General features: G+C 53.7%; 15 protein-coding genes. 11 read left to right on the forward strand and 4 right to left on the reverse strand.

Annotation, left to right across the window (positions count from 1 at the left end; all coding sequences use genetic code 11):
• Window positions 1-54 precede the first annotated feature (54 nt).
• Both GPJ68_RS05715 and GPJ68_RS05720 read left to right on the forward strand, forming a co-directional pair.
• Window positions 55-2,697 carry a DUF2339 domain-containing protein gene (locus GPJ68_RS05715; protein WP_104651298.1) on the forward strand — a complete coding sequence of 881 codons (2,643 nt, stop codon included), beginning with the start codon at window positions 55-57 and terminating at the stop codon, window positions 2,695-2,697.
• Window positions 2,694-4,088 carry a DUF3999 domain-containing protein gene (locus GPJ68_RS05720; RefSeq protein WP_104651299.1) on the forward strand — a complete coding sequence of 465 codons (1,395 nt, stop codon included), beginning with the start codon at window positions 2,694-2,696 and terminating at the stop codon, window positions 4,086-4,088. Before GPJ68_RS05715 ends, GPJ68_RS05720 begins: the two co-directional genes overlap by 4 nt.
• A gap of 48 nt (window positions 4,089-4,136) precedes the next feature.
• Here GPJ68_RS05720 and GPJ68_RS05725 read toward each other — a convergent pair whose 3' ends face one another.
• The gene (locus tag GPJ68_RS05725) at window positions 4,137-4,739 is read right to left on the reverse strand and encodes a peroxiredoxin (RefSeq protein WP_003021524.1); all 603 of its coding nucleotides are present in this window, start codon (window positions 4,737-4,739) and stop codon (window positions 4,137-4,139) included.
• Between the two features lie 168 nt (window positions 4,740-4,907).
• The gene (gene acpH / locus GPJ68_RS05730) at window positions 4,908-5,489 is read right to left on the reverse strand and encodes an ACP phosphodiesterase (protein ID WP_104651300.1); all 582 of its coding nucleotides are present in this window, start codon (window positions 5,487-5,489) and stop codon (window positions 4,908-4,910) included.
• A gap of 217 nt (window positions 5,490-5,706) precedes the next feature.
• Here acpH and queA point away from each other — a divergent pair, with 217 nt between their 5' ends.
• From queA to GPJ68_RS05765, 7 genes are all read left to right on the forward strand, one after another.
• Window positions 5,707-6,777: a tRNA preQ1(34) S-adenosylmethionine ribosyltransferase-isomerase QueA gene (gene queA / locus GPJ68_RS05735; protein WP_003021529.1), complete on the forward strand. Its 1,071-nt coding sequence runs from the start codon at window positions 5,707-5,709 to the stop codon at window positions 6,775-6,777.
• A gap of 55 nt (window positions 6,778-6,832) precedes the next feature.
• Entirely contained in the window at window positions 6,833-7,960 is a 1,128-nt protein-coding gene (gene tgt, locus GPJ68_RS05740) for a tRNA guanosine(34) transglycosylase Tgt (protein WP_003021535.1), read from the forward strand.
• 22 nt (window positions 7,961-7,982) lie between these two features.
• On the forward strand, window positions 7,983-8,315 hold the full coding sequence (gene yajC, locus GPJ68_RS05745) for a preprotein translocase subunit YajC (RefSeq protein WP_003021544.1): 333 nt from the start codon (window positions 7,983-7,985) through the stop codon (window positions 8,313-8,315).
• 27 nt (window positions 8,316-8,342) lie between these two features.
• Complete coding sequence (gene secD, locus GPJ68_RS05750; RefSeq protein WP_003021547.1) at window positions 8,343-10,190, forward strand: protein translocase subunit SecD; 1,848 nt, start codon at window positions 8,343-8,345, stop codon at window positions 10,188-10,190.
• 10 nt (window positions 10,191-10,200) lie between these two features.
• Window positions 10,201-11,172 (forward strand): protein translocase subunit SecF, encoded by a 972-nt coding sequence (secF, locus tag GPJ68_RS05755; protein ID WP_003021550.1) that lies wholly within the window; start codon window positions 10,201-10,203, stop codon window positions 11,170-11,172.
• 169 nt (window positions 11,173-11,341) lie between these two features.
• Window positions 11,342-11,707: a VOC family protein gene (locus tag GPJ68_RS05760; RefSeq protein ID WP_016152028.1), complete on the forward strand. Its 366-nt coding sequence runs from the start codon at window positions 11,342-11,344 to the stop codon at window positions 11,705-11,707.
• Window positions 11,708-11,730: 23 nt separating this feature from the next.
• Entirely contained in the window at window positions 11,731-12,423 is a 693-nt protein-coding gene (locus GPJ68_RS05765; protein WP_047357691.1) for a YafY family protein, read from the forward strand.
• 45 nt (window positions 12,424-12,468) lie between these two features.
• On the opposite strand, the gene GPJ68_RS05770 is transcribed toward GPJ68_RS05765, so the two are convergent.
• Together GPJ68_RS05770 and GPJ68_RS05775 are read right to left on the reverse strand one after the other, a co-directional pair.
• On the reverse strand, window positions 12,469-13,332 hold the full coding sequence (locus GPJ68_RS05770; RefSeq protein ID WP_003021561.1) for a nucleoside-specific channel-forming protein Tsx: 864 nt from the start codon (window positions 13,330-13,332) through the stop codon (window positions 12,469-12,471).
• A 298-nt stretch (window positions 13,333-13,630) separates the two neighbouring features.
• Window positions 13,631-14,170, reverse strand: a complete 540-nt coding sequence (locus GPJ68_RS05775; protein ID WP_016155853.1) for a DUF3251 domain-containing protein — start codon at window positions 14,168-14,170, stop codon at window positions 13,631-13,633.
• A gap of 153 nt (window positions 14,171-14,323) precedes the next feature.
• Here GPJ68_RS05775 and nrdR point away from each other — a divergent pair, with 153 nt between their 5' ends.
• A complete protein-coding gene (gene nrdR, locus GPJ68_RS05780) occupies window positions 14,324-14,773 on the forward strand; it encodes a transcriptional regulator NrdR (RefSeq protein ID WP_016152032.1) in 450 nt (149 codons plus the stop codon).
• Between the two features lie 3 nt (window positions 14,774-14,776).
• A complete protein-coding gene (gene ribD / locus GPJ68_RS05785) occupies window positions 14,777-15,880 on the forward strand; it encodes a bifunctional diaminohydroxyphosphoribosylaminopyrimidine deaminase/5-amino-6-(5-phosphoribosylamino)uracil reductase RibD (protein WP_016152033.1) in 1,104 nt (367 codons plus the stop codon).
• Window positions 15,881-15,917 lie beyond the last annotated feature (37 nt).

The following is a 15,917-nucleotide window of genomic DNA, read 5'->3' on the forward strand; positions in this document are numbered from 1 at the left end:
AACTGCAACAATTTGTGTCATTCTGGTCTGTCTTTATACAGTGAAGGTGGAAACATGGATGAGCTGCTAACCCTTGGCTGCATTGTATTATTCTTCGCGCTGGTAGTGGTTCCTGGCCTCGCGATCGTGGCATTCAGACGCAGTGCGGCTGTACGTTCTGAGCTGATGGTCTTGCGCCGTCGGGTAGAGGAGCTGGAGCTGCGCGGTGTGGTGCAGACCAGCGCCGTTGAGCCAACGGCAGCAAAAGATATTGTTCCTGCCGATGCGCCAACGACTGCGATGAGCAGCGTATCACCGGAGCCTGTAACTGAGCCGCCGCCTGAGCCCGTTAACCCGTGGGCTTCACAGCCGAAGCCGGATAATGCGGCGGTATCTACGCCCGACGTCGAGCGGCCTTCTGCTTTTGGCGGGGTAATGTCATCGCTGGTGCGCTGGTTTATGCAGGGTAACCCGTTGGCAAAGCTCGGTATTTTGCTCCTGTTTTTGGGGCTTTCTTTCCTGCTGCGTTATACGGTCGAACATTCTCTGTTTCCGCTGGAGCTGCGTCTGGTGGCGGCCGCGCTGTTCGCTATTGTGCTGTTGGCGTTGGGCTGGCGGCTGCGGCATAAGCAACCGATCTATGCGCTGATATTACAGGGGGGAGCTACCGGAGCACTCTATCTCACCGTCTTTGGCGCGTTCCGGCTGTGGCAAATGCTGCCAATGACGCTGGCATTTGCGCTGCTGGTGGTGATTTGTGCGGCGAGTGTGGGGCTGGCTATTCTGCAAAAGGCGCTCAGCCTGGCGATGCTGGCAAGTCTTGGCGGTTATCTCGCGCCGCTGCTGCTTTCCACCGGCGGCGGCAGTCATGTCGCGCTCTTCTCATTCTATCTTCTGCTCTCGGTCGGCATTCTCGCCATCAGCATCTGGCAGCACTGGCGGGAGCTTAATCTGCTCGGCCTGCTGTTCACCTTCGGCGTTGGCGGGGTGTGGGGCCTGGAGGGCTATCGACCAGAGTATTACCTGAGTTGCCAACTGTTCCTGATCGCCAACACGATTATTTTTGGCGTGCTGAGCGTGGCGTTGTCGCTCCGGGCGCAGGAAAAAGGCAAACAGATTATTGACGGCGTACTGCTGTTTGCCCCACCGCTGATCGGTTTTGGAATGCAGTATGCCATTACCCGGCATATGGCTTATGGTCCGGCGCTTAGTGCGCTGGGCTACGGTGGTTTCTATCTGGTGTTAGCAAAGTTTGCGTTGCGCCGTTCCTCTTCTCTGGGGAGACCTTTGGTATTGTCCGCCCTGGCGCTCGGTGGTGCGTTTACCACGCTTGCTATCCCGTTGGCGCTTTCAGCCCGTTGGACGGCGATGGCCTGGTCGCTGGAGGGGCTTGGGATCCTCTGGCTGGGCGTGCAACAACAGCAACGACGCATGAGTTATAGCGGTACGGCGCTGCTCGTGCTGGCCGTGGGCAGCGCGCTATGGGCGCTGGCGAACGGAACAACCGCGCTCTCAGTCATGCTGATTTTTGCCGTGCTCAGCCTCAGTTGGCTGGTTGCTGCATGGCTATGGCGCAACATTTGGATGCCGGGCAGTTGGGCGCTACTCGCTGGTGGTTTGGTTTTCTGGATTGTTGCGCTCGTTGCGGTATCGCAACTCGTTCTGAAACAGGATCGGTGGGTACTGTCTGGCGTGCTGGCATTAATGGCGGTATCGAGCTGGGGCTGGCGAAGTATCGCGGGTCGCCTGGCGTGGCGGGAGCTGGATGCCAGTAAATGGCTGCTGTGGCCGATGATGCTGGTGATGCTGATCTATCAGATCGCTGTACAGCAGATTTTTGCGGCGGGCTGGCCGAATCTGGCCTGGTGCGCGGCGCTAATTGTTGCGGTAGCGCTGCTCTGGCGTGACGCACAAATATTACCGCCAATGCTTTCCAGACTGGCGCATTTATCGTTCTTCTGGATGATTTTACTGGCGCTCGCGGTTGAGCTGTTCTGGTTCGCGCAGGGGCTGCCGTGGGGAAGGGCTGCGTGGGGTAGCGGCCTGATGATGGCGGCTGGCGGGCTGCTTATTTTCCTGATTTATCAGTCTGTTCATCGACAAATCTGGCCGTTTCGCATCTGGCCGGCCCTCTATTCTGTTCAGGCGATGGTTCCCGTTGTGCTGGTGCTGGTCGGTCTGCTCGTGCTGACGAATTTACAAGATGGCGTGGTTTATCGTCAGACTTATCTGCCGTTGCTCAACCCGCTGGAAGAGGGCGCAGCTTTTGCCCTGCTGGGCCTGGTGGTGTTTTATCGCGCGTCTGAACGCTATTTCCCGGTGCAGCTTTCGGTATCTCGCCCATGGCCGGTTGTGGCGCTGATGGCGCTCAGCTTTTGGTGGCTCAATGGTGTGCTGCTGCGCGCATTGTCCTGGTATGGCGAGGTTGCGTGGCGTGTAGACGCACTATGGGATTCACGGCTGATTCAAACCTGTTTTGCTCTGTTCTGGATGCTGGCGGCATTGGTGGTGATGCTGCGGGCGACCCGGCGCCGCTCGCGTCGGGAATGGCTGTGTGGCGCGGTATTGCTGGGGATAGTCATTGTGAAACTGATGCTGGTGGACAGCGCAGGAGGCGGCGGTCTGGCGCGCGCGGTTGCGTTTATCGGTGTGGCCATTCTGGTGTTGATTATCGGGTATTTTTCACCATTACCGCCCAAAGCTGGAGAAGAAAAATGAAATGGATGAAAGCGGTGTTATGCAGCGTACTGCTGGGCGTGACAGGCGCGGCGGTAAGCAGCGATGAAGTGAAAGAGTCTCCGGCGGACTACGTAACGGGGGTGACGCTGGAAACTACGGGCACATCACCGTGGTATCGCCTTTCGCTACCTCCGGCGGTGTATCCGGGTACCGCCTGGGCGGATTTGCGCGATGTCCGGGTCTTTAACCATCTGGGGGAGACGGTGCCGTTTACTCTGGTGGCGCAGAAAACCCAGCCCGTTACGCCAGAGGCAGTGGCGCTGCGTTTTTTCCCGCTTGATATGTCACCGGTTGCGCCGCGTGAGGGGGGGCAACGAGGCGGAGACGCTATTGTTTTACGTTCGAAGAGCGGCATTGAAATTCATTTGCAAAGTGATGATGTCAAAGCGCTCGGCCAGAGCTATTTACTGACGCTCCCGGAAGAGACGAAAGATGCCTTTTCACTGGCGCAGTTACGCCTGAACTGGGACTCGCAGGCGGGCAACTGGCAGGGGAAAGCCTCGGTTTATGCAAGCAGTGATTTACGCTACTGGCGACCCGTGCAGGAAGATGCTCCGTTAATGGATCTGACGCGTGATAACGATCGCCTGAAAATGGACACCATCAGCGCCAGCCTCACGCTCTCTGTGGAGGCGACTCGCTACCTGCTGGTGATCCTCGACTCGCAAAGTCCGGCGCTGACGTTAAACAGTGTGAGCGCGATAGCGGCCAGCAGCGAGCCGGAATCCGAGCGTATCGTGATTGAAGCCCAGGGGAATAAGGTTTCGGATGACGAAGCCGTCTGGCGATGGGCGCAGCCCCAGCCGCTGACCTCGCTTCGCATCGATCTGGAAAGTGAAGGTGTTTTACCGGTGGAACTGGCCTGGCGCAGCGCTGAAAAAGAGCCCTGGCAGCCGCTGACAAAAACCATGCTTTACAATCTGGACTGGAGGAGTGCGGAAGATATTCGTCTTTCCGGTCAGTTGGTTGAGGCCGTCCGGATGACGACTATTAACGCCCGGTTGCCAGAGAGGCTGCCTGAGTTGAGCGGCATGCGCGACAGTTATCAACTGGTGTTTAATACGCAGGGCAAAGGGCCTTATATGCTGGCGTGGGGAAACCGGGCGGCGAAAAAGGCAGATGTTGGTCTCGATATGCTGATCCCGGCGTCGCTGCGTAAATCGCAGGAGATAGATTATCTACCGTGGGCGACTCTTCAGGAGAGCGTGGCGCTTGGTGGTGAAGCGCGATTGACGGCAACGTCAGTAGCTGAGCAACAAAGCCAGTGGAAAACGCTGTTGGTGTGGGGGGCGTTGATTCTTGGGGTCGCCGTACTGGCGCTTATGGCGTGGCGAATCTGGCGTGAAGTGAAAAAGGGTAATCCGACATAAACCAATAAAAGAGGCCCGCATTTGCGGGCCTCTTACGATTCATGCCAATTACAGGCTGGAAACGTTCTCGGTCAGGTATTTTGCTACGCCGTCCGGAGACGCGTTCATACCTTCTTTACCTTTTTCCCACTGTGCCGGGCAAACGTCGCCGTGCTCTTCGTGGAACTGCAGCGCGTCAACCATGCGCAGCATTTCGTCGATGTTACGACCCAGCGGCAGATCGTTAACCACCTGGTGGCGAACAACGCCGTTAGCGTCGATCAGGAAAGAACCGCGCAGAGCAACGCCCGCTTCCGGGTGCTCGATGCCGTAGGCTTTCTGGATTTCGCGTTTGATGTCAGCAACCATTGCGTATTTCACTGCACCGATGCCGCCTTTGTCGACAGGGGTGTTACGCCATGCGTTGTGGACAAATTCAGAGTCGAAGGAAACGCCAACAACTTCCACGCCGCGCTTCTGGAATTCTTCGTAACGTTTGTCGAAAGCGATCAGTTCAGACGGGCAAACGAAGGTGAAGTCCATCGGCCAGAAGAACAGAACGGTAGTTTTACCGTTGGTATGCTGTTTGAAGTTGAAGTTTTCAACGATCTCACCGCTACCCAGTACCGCAGCTGCTGTGAAATCCGGAGCCTGACGAGTTACCAGTACCATATAATTCTCCTGCAATGTTAAGGGGTTTTTGGAACGCAACGCGGGCCAGTATAGAGAGTGTTCGGGAATAAGACAAAGAGGCGCTGGCAATCAATGAGACAGGTTTTGTCTATCAATCTTTTGCCGGATGGCGGCTACTGCTTATCCGGCGGCTAATATGGGCTGTAGTCAAAGGGTTTTACGCTGCGCCTGTTCCATCATTTGCGGATAAAACTGCCAGAATCGTTCCTCTAACGCATCGTAATGCGTATCCAGGTCATACCATGAGTCACGCAGGGCATCGAGTCGTGGGCGGCGGCTGGCCATGCCATTCAGGACGTTCTGGATAAAATCCATGTCCCGATAGCGCTCAAGCCATTTCTCTGACCATATATAGTTGTTTAAATTGATAAAGCGCGGTGGCGATTCAGGCAAAATAGTGGTCACCTGGGTGTGTGCATAGCGGACAAAGTCCGCCAGCGGGAAGTCGGGGGATATTTCCGACCAGTGGCGCGACAGAAAATGATCCCACATTACGTCCAGCGTAATCGGCGCGACACGGCGCGTTTCGCTGCGAAACCACTCTTTGGCTTCACGCACCTGCGGCAGGTTATCGGTCATCACGTCGATACGACGGTGCATGAAGATGCCTTCTACCACGTCAGGCGAAAAGTGCGTTTCCGGATTGCCCCGGACAAAGTCGGCCAACAAATTGCCGGAAAGCGAGCTGTCGGCAAGGTGAGCCAGATGCAAATGTGCAAGAAAATTCATATCCACTTCATCCTTCAAACTGCCTCTTTGTTGGCTGCCTTCTCTCACCCCTGTCACTTACTTGAGTAAGCTCCCGGGGACTCATTCAGTTGCCGCCTCGATGCATCTTGAATGATTTTGTGTATAGATTATGTCTTTTAACTTGAGGGGTAAAGGTTGCAGGGAGGACGCCCCGGCACTAGACTACCCGCCTCTTATTTTAGTCTGAGTCAGTGTCATGCGCGTTACCGATTTCACCTTTGAACTACCCGAATCCCTGATTGCCCACTATCCGCAAGCTGAGCGCAGTAGTTGCCGCTTGCTGTCTTTGGACGGGCCGACGGGCGCGCTGACGCACGGTACTTTCACCGATTTGCTCGATAAGCTCAACCCTGGCGATTTGCTGGTCTTTAACAACACCCGCGTTATTCCGGCGCGTCTGTTTGGCCGTAAAGCCAGCGGCGGCAAGATCGAAGTGCTGGTCGAGCGTATGTTGGATGACAAACGTATTCTGGCGCATATTCGCGCCTCGAAAGCGCCAAAGCCGGGGGCCGAGCTGCTGCTGGGCGACGACGAAAGTATTAAAGCAACGATGGTGGCACGCCATGACGCGCTGTTTGAAGTCGAGTTTAACGACGAGCGCAGCGTGCTGGATATCCTTAACGCCATCGGCCATATGCCGCTGCCACCGTATATTGACCGTCCGGATGAAGATGCCGATCGCGAGCTGTATCAGACCGTGTATAGCGAAAAACCGGGTGCGGTCGCCGCGCCGACTGCGGGTCTGCACTTTGACGATCCGCTGCTGGCTAAGCTGCGCGATAAAGGCATTGAAATGGCGTTCGTCACGCTGCACGTGGGCGCGGGGACTTTCCAGCCGGTGCGCGTAGACACCATCGAAGATCACATCATGCACTCCGAATATGCGGAAGTGCCGCAGGATGTCGTTGATGCTGTGCTGGCGGCGAAAGCGCGCGGCAACCGCGTGATTGCGGTGGGCACCACCTCCGTACGTTCACTGGAAAGCGCGGCGCAGGCGGCCAAAAACGACCTTATCGAGCCGTTTTTCGGCGATACGCAAATATTCATTTATCCTGGCTATAAATATCAGGTGATTGATGCCCTGGTAACCAACTTCCACCTGCCGGAATCAACGCTGATCATGCTGGTTTCCGCGTTTGCTGGTTATAAAAACACCATGCACGCCTATCATGAAGCGGTAAAAGCGGAATATCGCTTTTTTAGTTACGGTGATGCGATGTTTATCACGTACAATCCGCAGGCTATTTCTGAGCGTGTCGGGGAATAAATCCGCGATATGAGTATTTAAAACGTCGGACTGTTTTTCTGACGCAGGAGTTAAGATGAAATTTGAACTGGATACCACAGACGGTCGCGCTCGCCGCGGCCGCCTGGTTTTTGATCGTGGCGTAGTAGAAACACCTGCTTTTATGCCGGTCGGTACTTACGGCACCGTGAAAGGCATGACGCCGGAAGAAGTTGAAGCAACTGGCGCGCAGATTATCCTCGGTAACACCTTCCACCTGTGGCTGCGCCCGGGGCAGGAAATCATGAAACTGCATGGCGATCTGCACGATTTTATGCAGTGGAAAGGGCCAATCCTCACCGATTCCGGCGGCTTCCAGGTTTTCAGCCTGGGTGATATCCGTAAGATTACCGAGCAGGGCGTGCATTTCCGTAACCCAATCAACGGCGATCCGATTTTCCTCGATCCCGAGAAGTCGATGGAGATTCAATACGATCTCGGTTCCGATATCGTCATGATCTTCGACGAATGTACACCGTATCCGGCCGACTGGGACTATGCTAAACGCTCGATGGAGATGTCTCTGCGTTGGGCGAAGCGCAGTCGGGATCGTTTTGATAGCCTCGGCAACAAAAATGCGCTTTTTGGCATCATTCAGGGCAGTGTTTACGAAGATTTACGTGATATCTCCGTTAAAGGTCTGGTAGACATCGGTTTTGATGGCTACGCTGTCGGCGGTTTGGCTGTCGGTGAGCCGAAGGAAGATATGCACCGCATCCTGGAGCATGTATGCCCACAGATTCCGGCAGATAAACCTCGTTACCTGATGGGCGTCGGCAAACCAGAAGATCTGGTTGAAGGCGTACGTCGCGGTATCGATATGTTTGACTGCGTGATGCCAACGCGAAATGCCCGTAATGGTCATTTGTTTGTGACTGACGGCGTGGTAAAAATTCGTAACGCGAAACATAAAAGCGACACCAGTCCGCTCGATGCTGAGTGTGATTGCTACACCTGTCGCAATTATTCGCGCGCTTACTTGCATCATCTCGACCGTTGCAACGAAATATTGGGCGCGCGACTCAACACGATTCATAACCTTCGCTACTACCAGCGTTTGATGGCGGGTTTACGCAAGGCTATTGAAGAGGGTAAATTAGAGAGCTTCGTGACCGATTTTTACCAACGTCAGGGTAGACCAGTTCCACCTGTGAACGTTGATTAATTTTAATAATGAGGGAATTTGAATGAGCTTTTTTATTTCTGATGCGGTAGCGGCAACAGGTGCTCCGGCGCAGGGCAGCCCGATGTCTCTGATTCTGATGCTGGTGGTGTTTGGTCTGATTTTCTACTTCATGATCCTGCGCCCGCAGCAAAAGCGCACCAAAGAACACAAAAATCTGATGAACTCCATTGCGAAAGGCGATGAAGTGCTGACTAACGGTGGTCTGGTGGGTCGCGTGACCAAAGTAGCAGAATCTGGCTACATCGCTATCGCGCTGAACGACACCACTGAAGTGGTTATTAAACGTGATTTCGTAGCTGCCGTTCTGCCGAAAGGCACCATGAAGGCGCTGTAATTTATTGTTTTCCCAAAGGGAACTGCCGTGTTAAACCGTTATCCTTTGTGGAAGTATGTCATGCTGATCGTCGTTATTGTCGTCGGTCTGCTCTATGCGCTTCCCAACCTGTATGGTGAGGATCCGGCTGTTCAAATCACTGGCGTGCGCGGTGCCGCCGCCAGTGAGCAAACGCTGATCCAGGTCCAGAAAACGTTACAAGAAGATAAAATCACACCTAAGTCTGTGGCTCTGGAAGAGGGTGCTATTCTTGCGCGCTTCGACTCCACTGATACCCAACTGCGCGCTCGTGAAGTGTTAATGGGCGTATTGGGCGATCAATACGTCGTGGCGCTTAACCTTGCACCGGCAACTCCACGCTGGCTGGCAGCCATTCACGCAGAACCGATGAAACTCGGTCTTGACCTGCGTGGCGGCGTTCACTTCCTGATGGAAGTGGATATGGACACCGCGCTGAGTAAGTTGCAGGAACAAAATATCGATAGCCTGCGCAGCGATCTGCGTGAAAAAGGCATTCCTTATACTACCGTTCGCAAAGAAGATAACTACGGTCTGAGCATCACCTTCCGTGATAGCAGCGCTCGTGATGAAGCTATCTCTTACCTGAGCAAGCGTCACCAGGATCTGGTTATTTCCAGCCAGGGCAGCAATGCTCTGCGTGCGGTGATGACCGATGCGCGCCTGAGCGAAGCCCGTGAGTACGCGGTACAGCAGAACATCAACATTCTGCGTAATCGTGTTAACCAACTGGGTGTTGCTGAGCCGGTGGTCCAACGTCAGGGTGCTGACCGCATTGTGGTCGAACTGCCAGGCATTCAGGATACCGCGCGTGCGAAAGAAATTCTGGGCGCTACCGCGACGCTGGAATTCCGTCTGGTGAACACCAACGTTGACCAGTCTGCTGCGGCATCCGGACGTGTACCGGGTGATTCGGAAGTGAAACAGTCTCGTGAAGGTCAGCCGGTTGTGCTGTACAAACGCGTGATCCTGACCGGTGATCATATCACCGACTCCACTTCCAGCCAGGACGAATACAATCAGCCGCAGGTTAACATCTCGCTGGATAGCGCGGGTGGTAACATCATGTCCAACTTCACCAAGGACAACATCGGTAAGCCGATGGCGACCCTGTTCGTGGAGTACAAAGACAGCGGTAAAAAAGATGCCAACGGTCGCGCAGTGCTGGTGAAACAGGAAGAGGTGATTAACATCGCCAACATCCAGTCTCGCCTGGGCAACAGCTTCCGTATCACCGGTATTAACAACCCGAACGAAGCGCGTCAGCTTTCTCTGCTGTTACGTGCCGGTGCGTTGATTGCGCCGATTCAGATTGTTGAAGAACGTACCATCGGTCCTACCTTGGGTATGCAGAACATTAAACAGGGGCTGGAAGCGTGTCTGGCCGGTCTGGTGGTGTCTATCCTGTTCATGATCTTCTTCTATAAGAAGTTCGGTCTGATCGCGACCAGTGCGCTGATTGCTAACCTGGTACTGATTGTCGGTATTATGTCGCTGCTGCCGGGCGCTACGCTGAGTATGCCGGGGATTGCGGGGATCGTCTTAACCCTTGCCGTCGCGGTCGATGCGAACGTACTGATTAACGAACGTATCAAAGAAGAGTTGAGTAACGGGCGTTCGGTGCAGCAGGCCATCAATGAAGGTTATGCGGGTGCATTTAGCTCCATCTTTGATGCGAACATTACGACGCTGATTAAGGTCATTATCCTGTACGCAGTTGGCACTGGGGCAATTAAAGGGTTCGCGATTACTACCGGTATTGGTGTGGCGACGTCGATGTTTACCGCGATTGTCGGTACACGTGCCATCGTAAACCTGTTGTATGGCGGCAAGCGCGTCAAAAAGCTGTCAATCTGAGGAGTGCGAAGTGGCACAGGAATATACTGTTGAACAATTGAACCACGGCCGTAAAGTCTGGGACTTTATGCGCTGGGACTACTGGGCTTTCGGCATTTCAGGTTTCCTGCTGATTGCGGCCATCGTGGTGATGGGCGTACGCGGGTTTAACTGGGGGCTCGATTTCACCGGTGGTACGGTAATTGAAATCACGCTGGAAAAACCGGCCGATATGGACGTGATGCGCGATGCGCTGGAGAAAGCGGGCTTTGTTGATCCGCTTCTGCAGAACTTCGGCAGCAGCCACGACATTATGGTGCGTATGCCGCCAACTGAAGGCGCAGACGGCGGTCAGGTACTGGGCAGCAAAGTGTTGAGTGTGATTAACGAATCCACCAACCAAAACGCCGCGGTGAAGCGAATTGAATTCGTGGGTCCGAGCGTGGGTGCAGACCTGGCGCAAACCGGTGCAATGGCGCTGATGGCGGCGTTAATATCCATCCTGGTGTACGTCGGTTTCCGCTTTGAGTGGCGACTGGCGGCAGGGGTAGTTATCGCTCTGGCGCACGACGTGATTATCACACTTGGGATCCTGTCGTTGTTCCATATCGAGATTGATCTGACTATCGTCGCATCGTTGATGTCGGTAATCGGTTACTCGCTGAACGACAGTATCGTCGTATCTGACCGTATTCGTGAAAACTTCCGCAAAATTCGTCGCGGTACGCCTTACGAAATCTTTAACGTGTCATTGACTCAGACGCTGCACCGTACGTTGATTACGTCCGGTACGACGTTGATGGTTATTCTGATGCTGTTCCTGTTCGGTGGTCCGGTACTGGAAGGCTTCTCGCTGACGATGCTGATCGGTGTTTCCATCGGTACTGCATCTTCTATCTACGTAGCATCGGCGCTGGCGCTGAAGCTGGGTATGAAGCGTGAGCACATGCTGCAGCAGAAGGTTGAGAAAGAAGGGGCGGATCAACCGTCAATTCTGCCTTAAACTATTAAGAGTGAAGATACTGGAATCCCGATCGCAAGGTCGGGATTTTTTTTGCCTGCGATTTGCTAGCAGTCCATTATCTTATCCGGTCGCCATACTACTGACAGTATGCTGTCAGTAGCCCTGTCTTATAGTCCTTCTGAGATTACCCACACAGGCAGGAGGAAGTATGAATAACGTAATTAGCTGGTTTGAAATCCCCGTGGCACAAATGGAGCGCGCCATTGCTTTTTATGAGCCAGTGATGCAGGTTTCTTTGCGTCGTGAGAATATGGACAGCGCGGAGCTGGCCGTATTTCCACATCAGGATCCCGCTCCCGGCGGGGCGCTGGCTAAATTTGACGGTATTACGCCTTCAGCGCAGGGCGCTATTATTTATCTGCATACGGACGATTTGGCTGCAACGCTTAAACGCGTCGCCACCGCTGGCGGTCAGTGCGTGTTTGGTCCGCTCGAACTGGGGCAGGATATTGGCACTATTGCGCTGTTTACTGACAGCGAAGGCAATCGCGTTGGTTTACATCAACCCGCGTAATATTTTCAGGACTGAGGATTAAAATGACCAGACGCGCCGACCGCTTGTTTCAGATTGTACAAATCCTGCGTGGCAGGCGAGTGACAACGGCGGCGCTGCTGGCAGAACGTCTTGAGGTTTCTGAACGGACGATTTATCGCGATATCCGCGATCTCTCTTTATCCGGCGTGCCCATTGAAGGTGAAGTGGGCAGTGGATACCGCTTAATGGCGGGGTTTGATCTGCCGCCGTTGATGTTAACGCATCGCGAATCAGAAGCGTTAATGGTAGCGATTCGGTTGCTGAAAACATGGGGCGGGGATTCACTCTCACAGGCGCTGGAATCCGCGCAGGAAAAAGTGCTGGCGATATTGCCGCCAGAGTGTCGGCGCAGAGCCGAGCAAACGCGGGTTTTCGCGCCAGATTTTGGCAATCAGCCGCATTCACGCAGTGCTTTTGATCTCATACATCGCGCGGTTTCGGCGCAGCATGTGTTGGCGCTGCATTATCGCGACGAGTCCGGGAATCTCTCCTGGCGCGACGTTCAGCCGCTGGGGTTATTTTTCTGGGGTGAGCACTGGTTGCTGGTTGCCTGGTGCGAGAAACGTGACGATTATCGCTGCTTTCGCGTTGATCGGTGTCTGAAGATCACGCCGCTCGACAGGCATTTTCGTGAATCTGCAGATCGCTCGCTAAGTGATTTTTTACGTAAAGTACGCTGTGAAGACCAGCCATAAAAAAGCCAGCGGTTAAGCTGGCTTGTCTGCGATAAATTGGCAGGATTAGAAGTTGTAACCTACGACCAGGTAACCACCCCAACCGGTAGATTTCGCGCTGAAGTCGCCTTCGCCCCAGTTCAGAGTATCTCCACCTTTCCACTGGCCGCCGTTATGGAAGTAACGCGCTACTACGGAGTAGTGCCAGTGATCGTAGTTCAGCGCCAGGACGTGGCTGGAAGCGATAGAGTTGCTGGTGCGGTTCGGATCATCACCCAAATCGGAGCCCCAGTCGAAGTTGGTGAAGCCGATGTAGGTCAGTTGGCCGCCCCAAACCTGGGTGATCGGCACAAAGTATTTCACTTTGAAACGGTAGCCATCCCACTCGTTTTCGTTGGATGCGCCATAGTTCTGCCACTGGTATTTAGCATACACGTTCAGGGACAGACCCATCGGCAGACCGGTATCGATATCGGTACCCAGACCCATATACCAGGTGCTCTGGCGGCTGGCTTTGTTATCACCCATATCGTAGATGTAGTTGTTGGCGAAATACCACTCTTTGAACGGACCAAAGCTCAGGTCAGCACCGGTCAGTTTATCGATGGAGAAACGCGGTTCGATTTCCATAAACAGCGGGGAACCGTCAGACCAGATGCCTTTATCGTTGCCGTTACCCCAGTCGAAGGTTTTCGGAATATCGATGTAGCCATAGAAGTCAAACCAGTCTTTTTTGGCAAACGCTTCGTATTCCAGATACACGTCATTGTTCAGTTTCGGGGAGAAACGGGTGTGGTAGCTACCCACCACGTTGACGCTCTGGTGCCACCAGTCGGACAGATATTGCGGTTTGTCATTTTCTGCAGCGTTGGCAGTAAAAGACGAGGAGAGCGCCAGCACTGCACCGGCTGCAAGTAATGTTTTTTTCATATGTATGCCACTGTTTGAAATCCCTTTCGGGAGTGAAAAAGGCGCAAATTGCGTTTCTAAATATTTCGTGTTTCTTCGGAGCCTATTATAAAAATCATTGTTCACAAAAATATGTGTTGTTTCACAGTTCTATCATTTACGTAATCGATTGCGTTCACGTTTGCTTACTTTAGGCGGCGAATTGTACTGGCTCCCATGAATGTTGCCAAGTTTTACCAGAAATATCGGTTATGTCAGGTGAGTAACAAAACGGGCCGGAGTGATGTTGCGGAACGCACAAAACGTCCCGCAAAAAAGTTTATTGATTAACAGGCTGGATGTCGTGGATACGAACAAATCCTAACTGGTCCGGAGAGAGGCCATTTATCTGCAGCGGAATGTCTACGTCGCTGGGAGCAAGGATACTTGCCGGGGCCGTTACCAATTGGTTCTGAACGTTCGTTTCCTGATAGTTATCCGTGGTGCCCTGAATTTGTCCATACTCGACGGTGGCGCTAAAGGCGGGTAAAGGCGTAGTGGATTCACCCTGAATACGTAATGTGAGCCGCGTGCCGTCGGCGTTCGGCGCAATATTGACAAGTGACATCCGTAACATGCCAATTTGGCTGTCCAGTCGGGCTGGTGTATTGGAACCCGGCAGCAGATAGGCTCCACTGGTTGATTTGGCATTCAACATATTTTGTTGTGTAATTTTTACCGTTTCCTGATTTAGCTGTGTCATCTCTTTATTCAACGTGCTAACGCTTTGATGCATCTGGCGTACTTCGCTTTGCTGTGCGCATGCGCTAAGACTAAAGAGACTTCCCACCAGGAGAATTCTTAGGTAACGTCTTGTCATTGTGATTACTTCCTTCATTGTCGCGATAGCATAATGGTAGTGCGCACCGAGCACGAAGGCATCGATCCTTTGTCTCAAAAGCGCTGCGCCTTTGTTGTCACGCCAGTTCAGGGTAAAATAGATTTCTGTTAACCACTGAGGACAGGACGCCGTATGCATTGCCCATTCTGTTTCGCCGTAGACACTAAGGTAATTGACTCTCGTCTTGTAGGCGAGGGCTCCTCAGTACGCCGCCGTCGGCAGTGTCTGGTCTGTAACGAACGTTTCACCACTTTTGAAGTGGCTGAACTTGTCATGCCGCGCGTTGTGAAAAGCAACGATGTGCGTGAACCCTTTAATGAAGATAAGCTGCGCAGCGGCATGCTCAGAGCGCTTGAGAAACGTCCGGTCAGCTCAGATGATGTCGAAATGGCGTTGAACCATATCAAATCACAACTGCGTGCGACTGGCGAGCGTGAGGTGCCGAGCAAGATGATCGGCAACCTGGTGATGGAGCAGTTGAAAAAACTCGATAAAGTCGCCTACATCCGCTTTGCCTCGGTTTACCGGAGTTTCGAAGATATCAAAGAATTTGGCGAAGAGATTGCTCGCCTACAGGACTAAGCCATGCAGGATGAATTGTACATGGCGCGCGCGCTGAAGCTTGCTGCGCGCGGACGTTTTACCACTCACCCCAATCCCAACGTGGGCTGCGTGATTGTCAAAGATGGGGAGATCGTCGGTGAAGGGTATCATCACCGCGCGGGCGAACCGCATGCCGAAGTCCACGCTCTGCGCATGGCTGGAGAAAAAGCGCAAGGGGCGACTGCCTATGTAACGCTTGAACCCTGCAGCCATCATGGTCGTACCCCCCCGTGCTGCGATGCGCTGATTGCCGCAGGCGTGTCACGTGTGGTTGCAGCGATGCAGGATCCCAATCCGCAGGTAGCAGGTCGTGGTCTCTACCGTTTGCAGCAGGCGGGCATTGACGTCAGTCACGGGCTGATGATGAGCGAGGTTGAGCAGCTTAATAAAGGCTTTCTCAAGCGTATGCGTACGGGATTCCCCTACGTGCAGCTTAAACTTGGTGCGTCGCTTGATGGGCGTACGGCGATGGCCAGTGGTGAAAGCCAGTGGATAACCTCGCCGCAGGCGCGTCGCGATGTGCAACGATTACGGGCGCAAAGCCATGCCATCTTAACCAGCAGCGCTACGGTGTTGGCTGACGACCCTCAGCTTACCGTGCGTTGGTCGGAACTTGGGGAGTCAACCCAGGCGAGTTACCCGCAGGAAAATCTGCGCCAGCCTATCCGCATTGTTGTTGATAGCCAGAATCAGGTCACGCCGGAACACCGTATTGTGCAACAGCCTGGAGAAACCTGGATTGCCCGGACAAAAGATGATCCTCGTAGTTGGCCGGAGACGGTGCGCAGCCTGAAGGTGCCGGAACATAACGGGCATCTGGATCTGGTGGTGCTGATGATGCAACTCGGCAAACAGCAAATTAACAGCATTTGGGTTGAAGCAGGTCCAACGCTTGCGGGCGCGTTATTACAGGCCGGTTTGGTCGATGAGCTAATCGTGTATGTTGCGCCTAAACTGTTAGGCAGCGATGCACGAGGATTATGTGTGCTTCCAGGCCTTGAGAAACTGGCTGACGCCCCCCATTTCAAATTCAATGAAATACGCCATGTAGGTCCGGACCTTTGCCTGCATTTAGTGGGCGCATGATCTCCCGGTTCGAAAGGGAAGCAGCGCACAGATTATT

This window comes from Citrobacter sp. 172116965 (assembly GCF_013458095.1).
Classification (GTDB): Bacteria; Pseudomonadota; Gammaproteobacteria; order Enterobacterales; family Enterobacteriaceae; genus Citrobacter; species Citrobacter braakii.

Coding starts and splice junctions, on each gene's coding strand:
- yajC (WP_003021544.1), top strand. CDS start 7,983: ATGAGCTTTTTTATTTCTGATGCGGTAGCGGCAACAGGTGCTCCGGCG.
- GPJ68_RS05775 (WP_016155853.1), bottom strand. CDS start 14,170: ATGACAAGACGTTACCTAAGAATTCTCCTGGTGGGAAGTCTCTTTAGT.
- queA (WP_003021529.1), top strand. CDS start 5,707: ATGCGCGTTACCGATTTCACCTTTGAACTACCCGAATCCCTGATTGCC.
- nrdR (WP_016152032.1), top strand. CDS start 14,324: ATGCATTGCCCATTCTGTTTCGCCGTAGACACTAAGGTAATTGACTCT.
- tgt (WP_003021535.1), top strand. CDS start 6,833: ATGAAATTTGAACTGGATACCACAGACGGTCGCGCTCGCCGCGGCCGC.
- acpH (WP_104651300.1), bottom strand. CDS start 5,489: ATGAATTTTCTTGCACATTTGCATCTGGCTCACCTTGCCGACAGCTCG.
- GPJ68_RS05765 (WP_047357691.1), top strand. CDS start 11,731: ATGACCAGACGCGCCGACCGCTTGTTTCAGATTGTACAAATCCTGCGT.
- GPJ68_RS05715 (WP_104651298.1), top strand. CDS start 55: ATGGATGAGCTGCTAACCCTTGGCTGCATTGTATTATTCTTCGCGCTG.
- GPJ68_RS05720 (WP_104651299.1), top strand. CDS start 2,694: ATGAAATGGATGAAAGCGGTGTTATGCAGCGTACTGCTGGGCGTGACA.
- GPJ68_RS05725 (WP_003021524.1), bottom strand. CDS start 4,739: ATGGTACTGGTAACTCGTCAGGCTCCGGATTTCACAGCAGCTGCGGTA.
- ribD (WP_016152033.1), top strand. CDS start 14,777: ATGCAGGATGAATTGTACATGGCGCGCGCGCTGAAGCTTGCTGCGCGC.
- GPJ68_RS05760 (WP_016152028.1), top strand. CDS start 11,342: ATGAATAACGTAATTAGCTGGTTTGAAATCCCCGTGGCACAAATGGAG.
- GPJ68_RS05770 (WP_003021561.1), bottom strand. CDS start 13,332: ATGAAAAAAACATTACTTGCAGCCGGTGCAGTGCTGGCGCTCTCCTCG.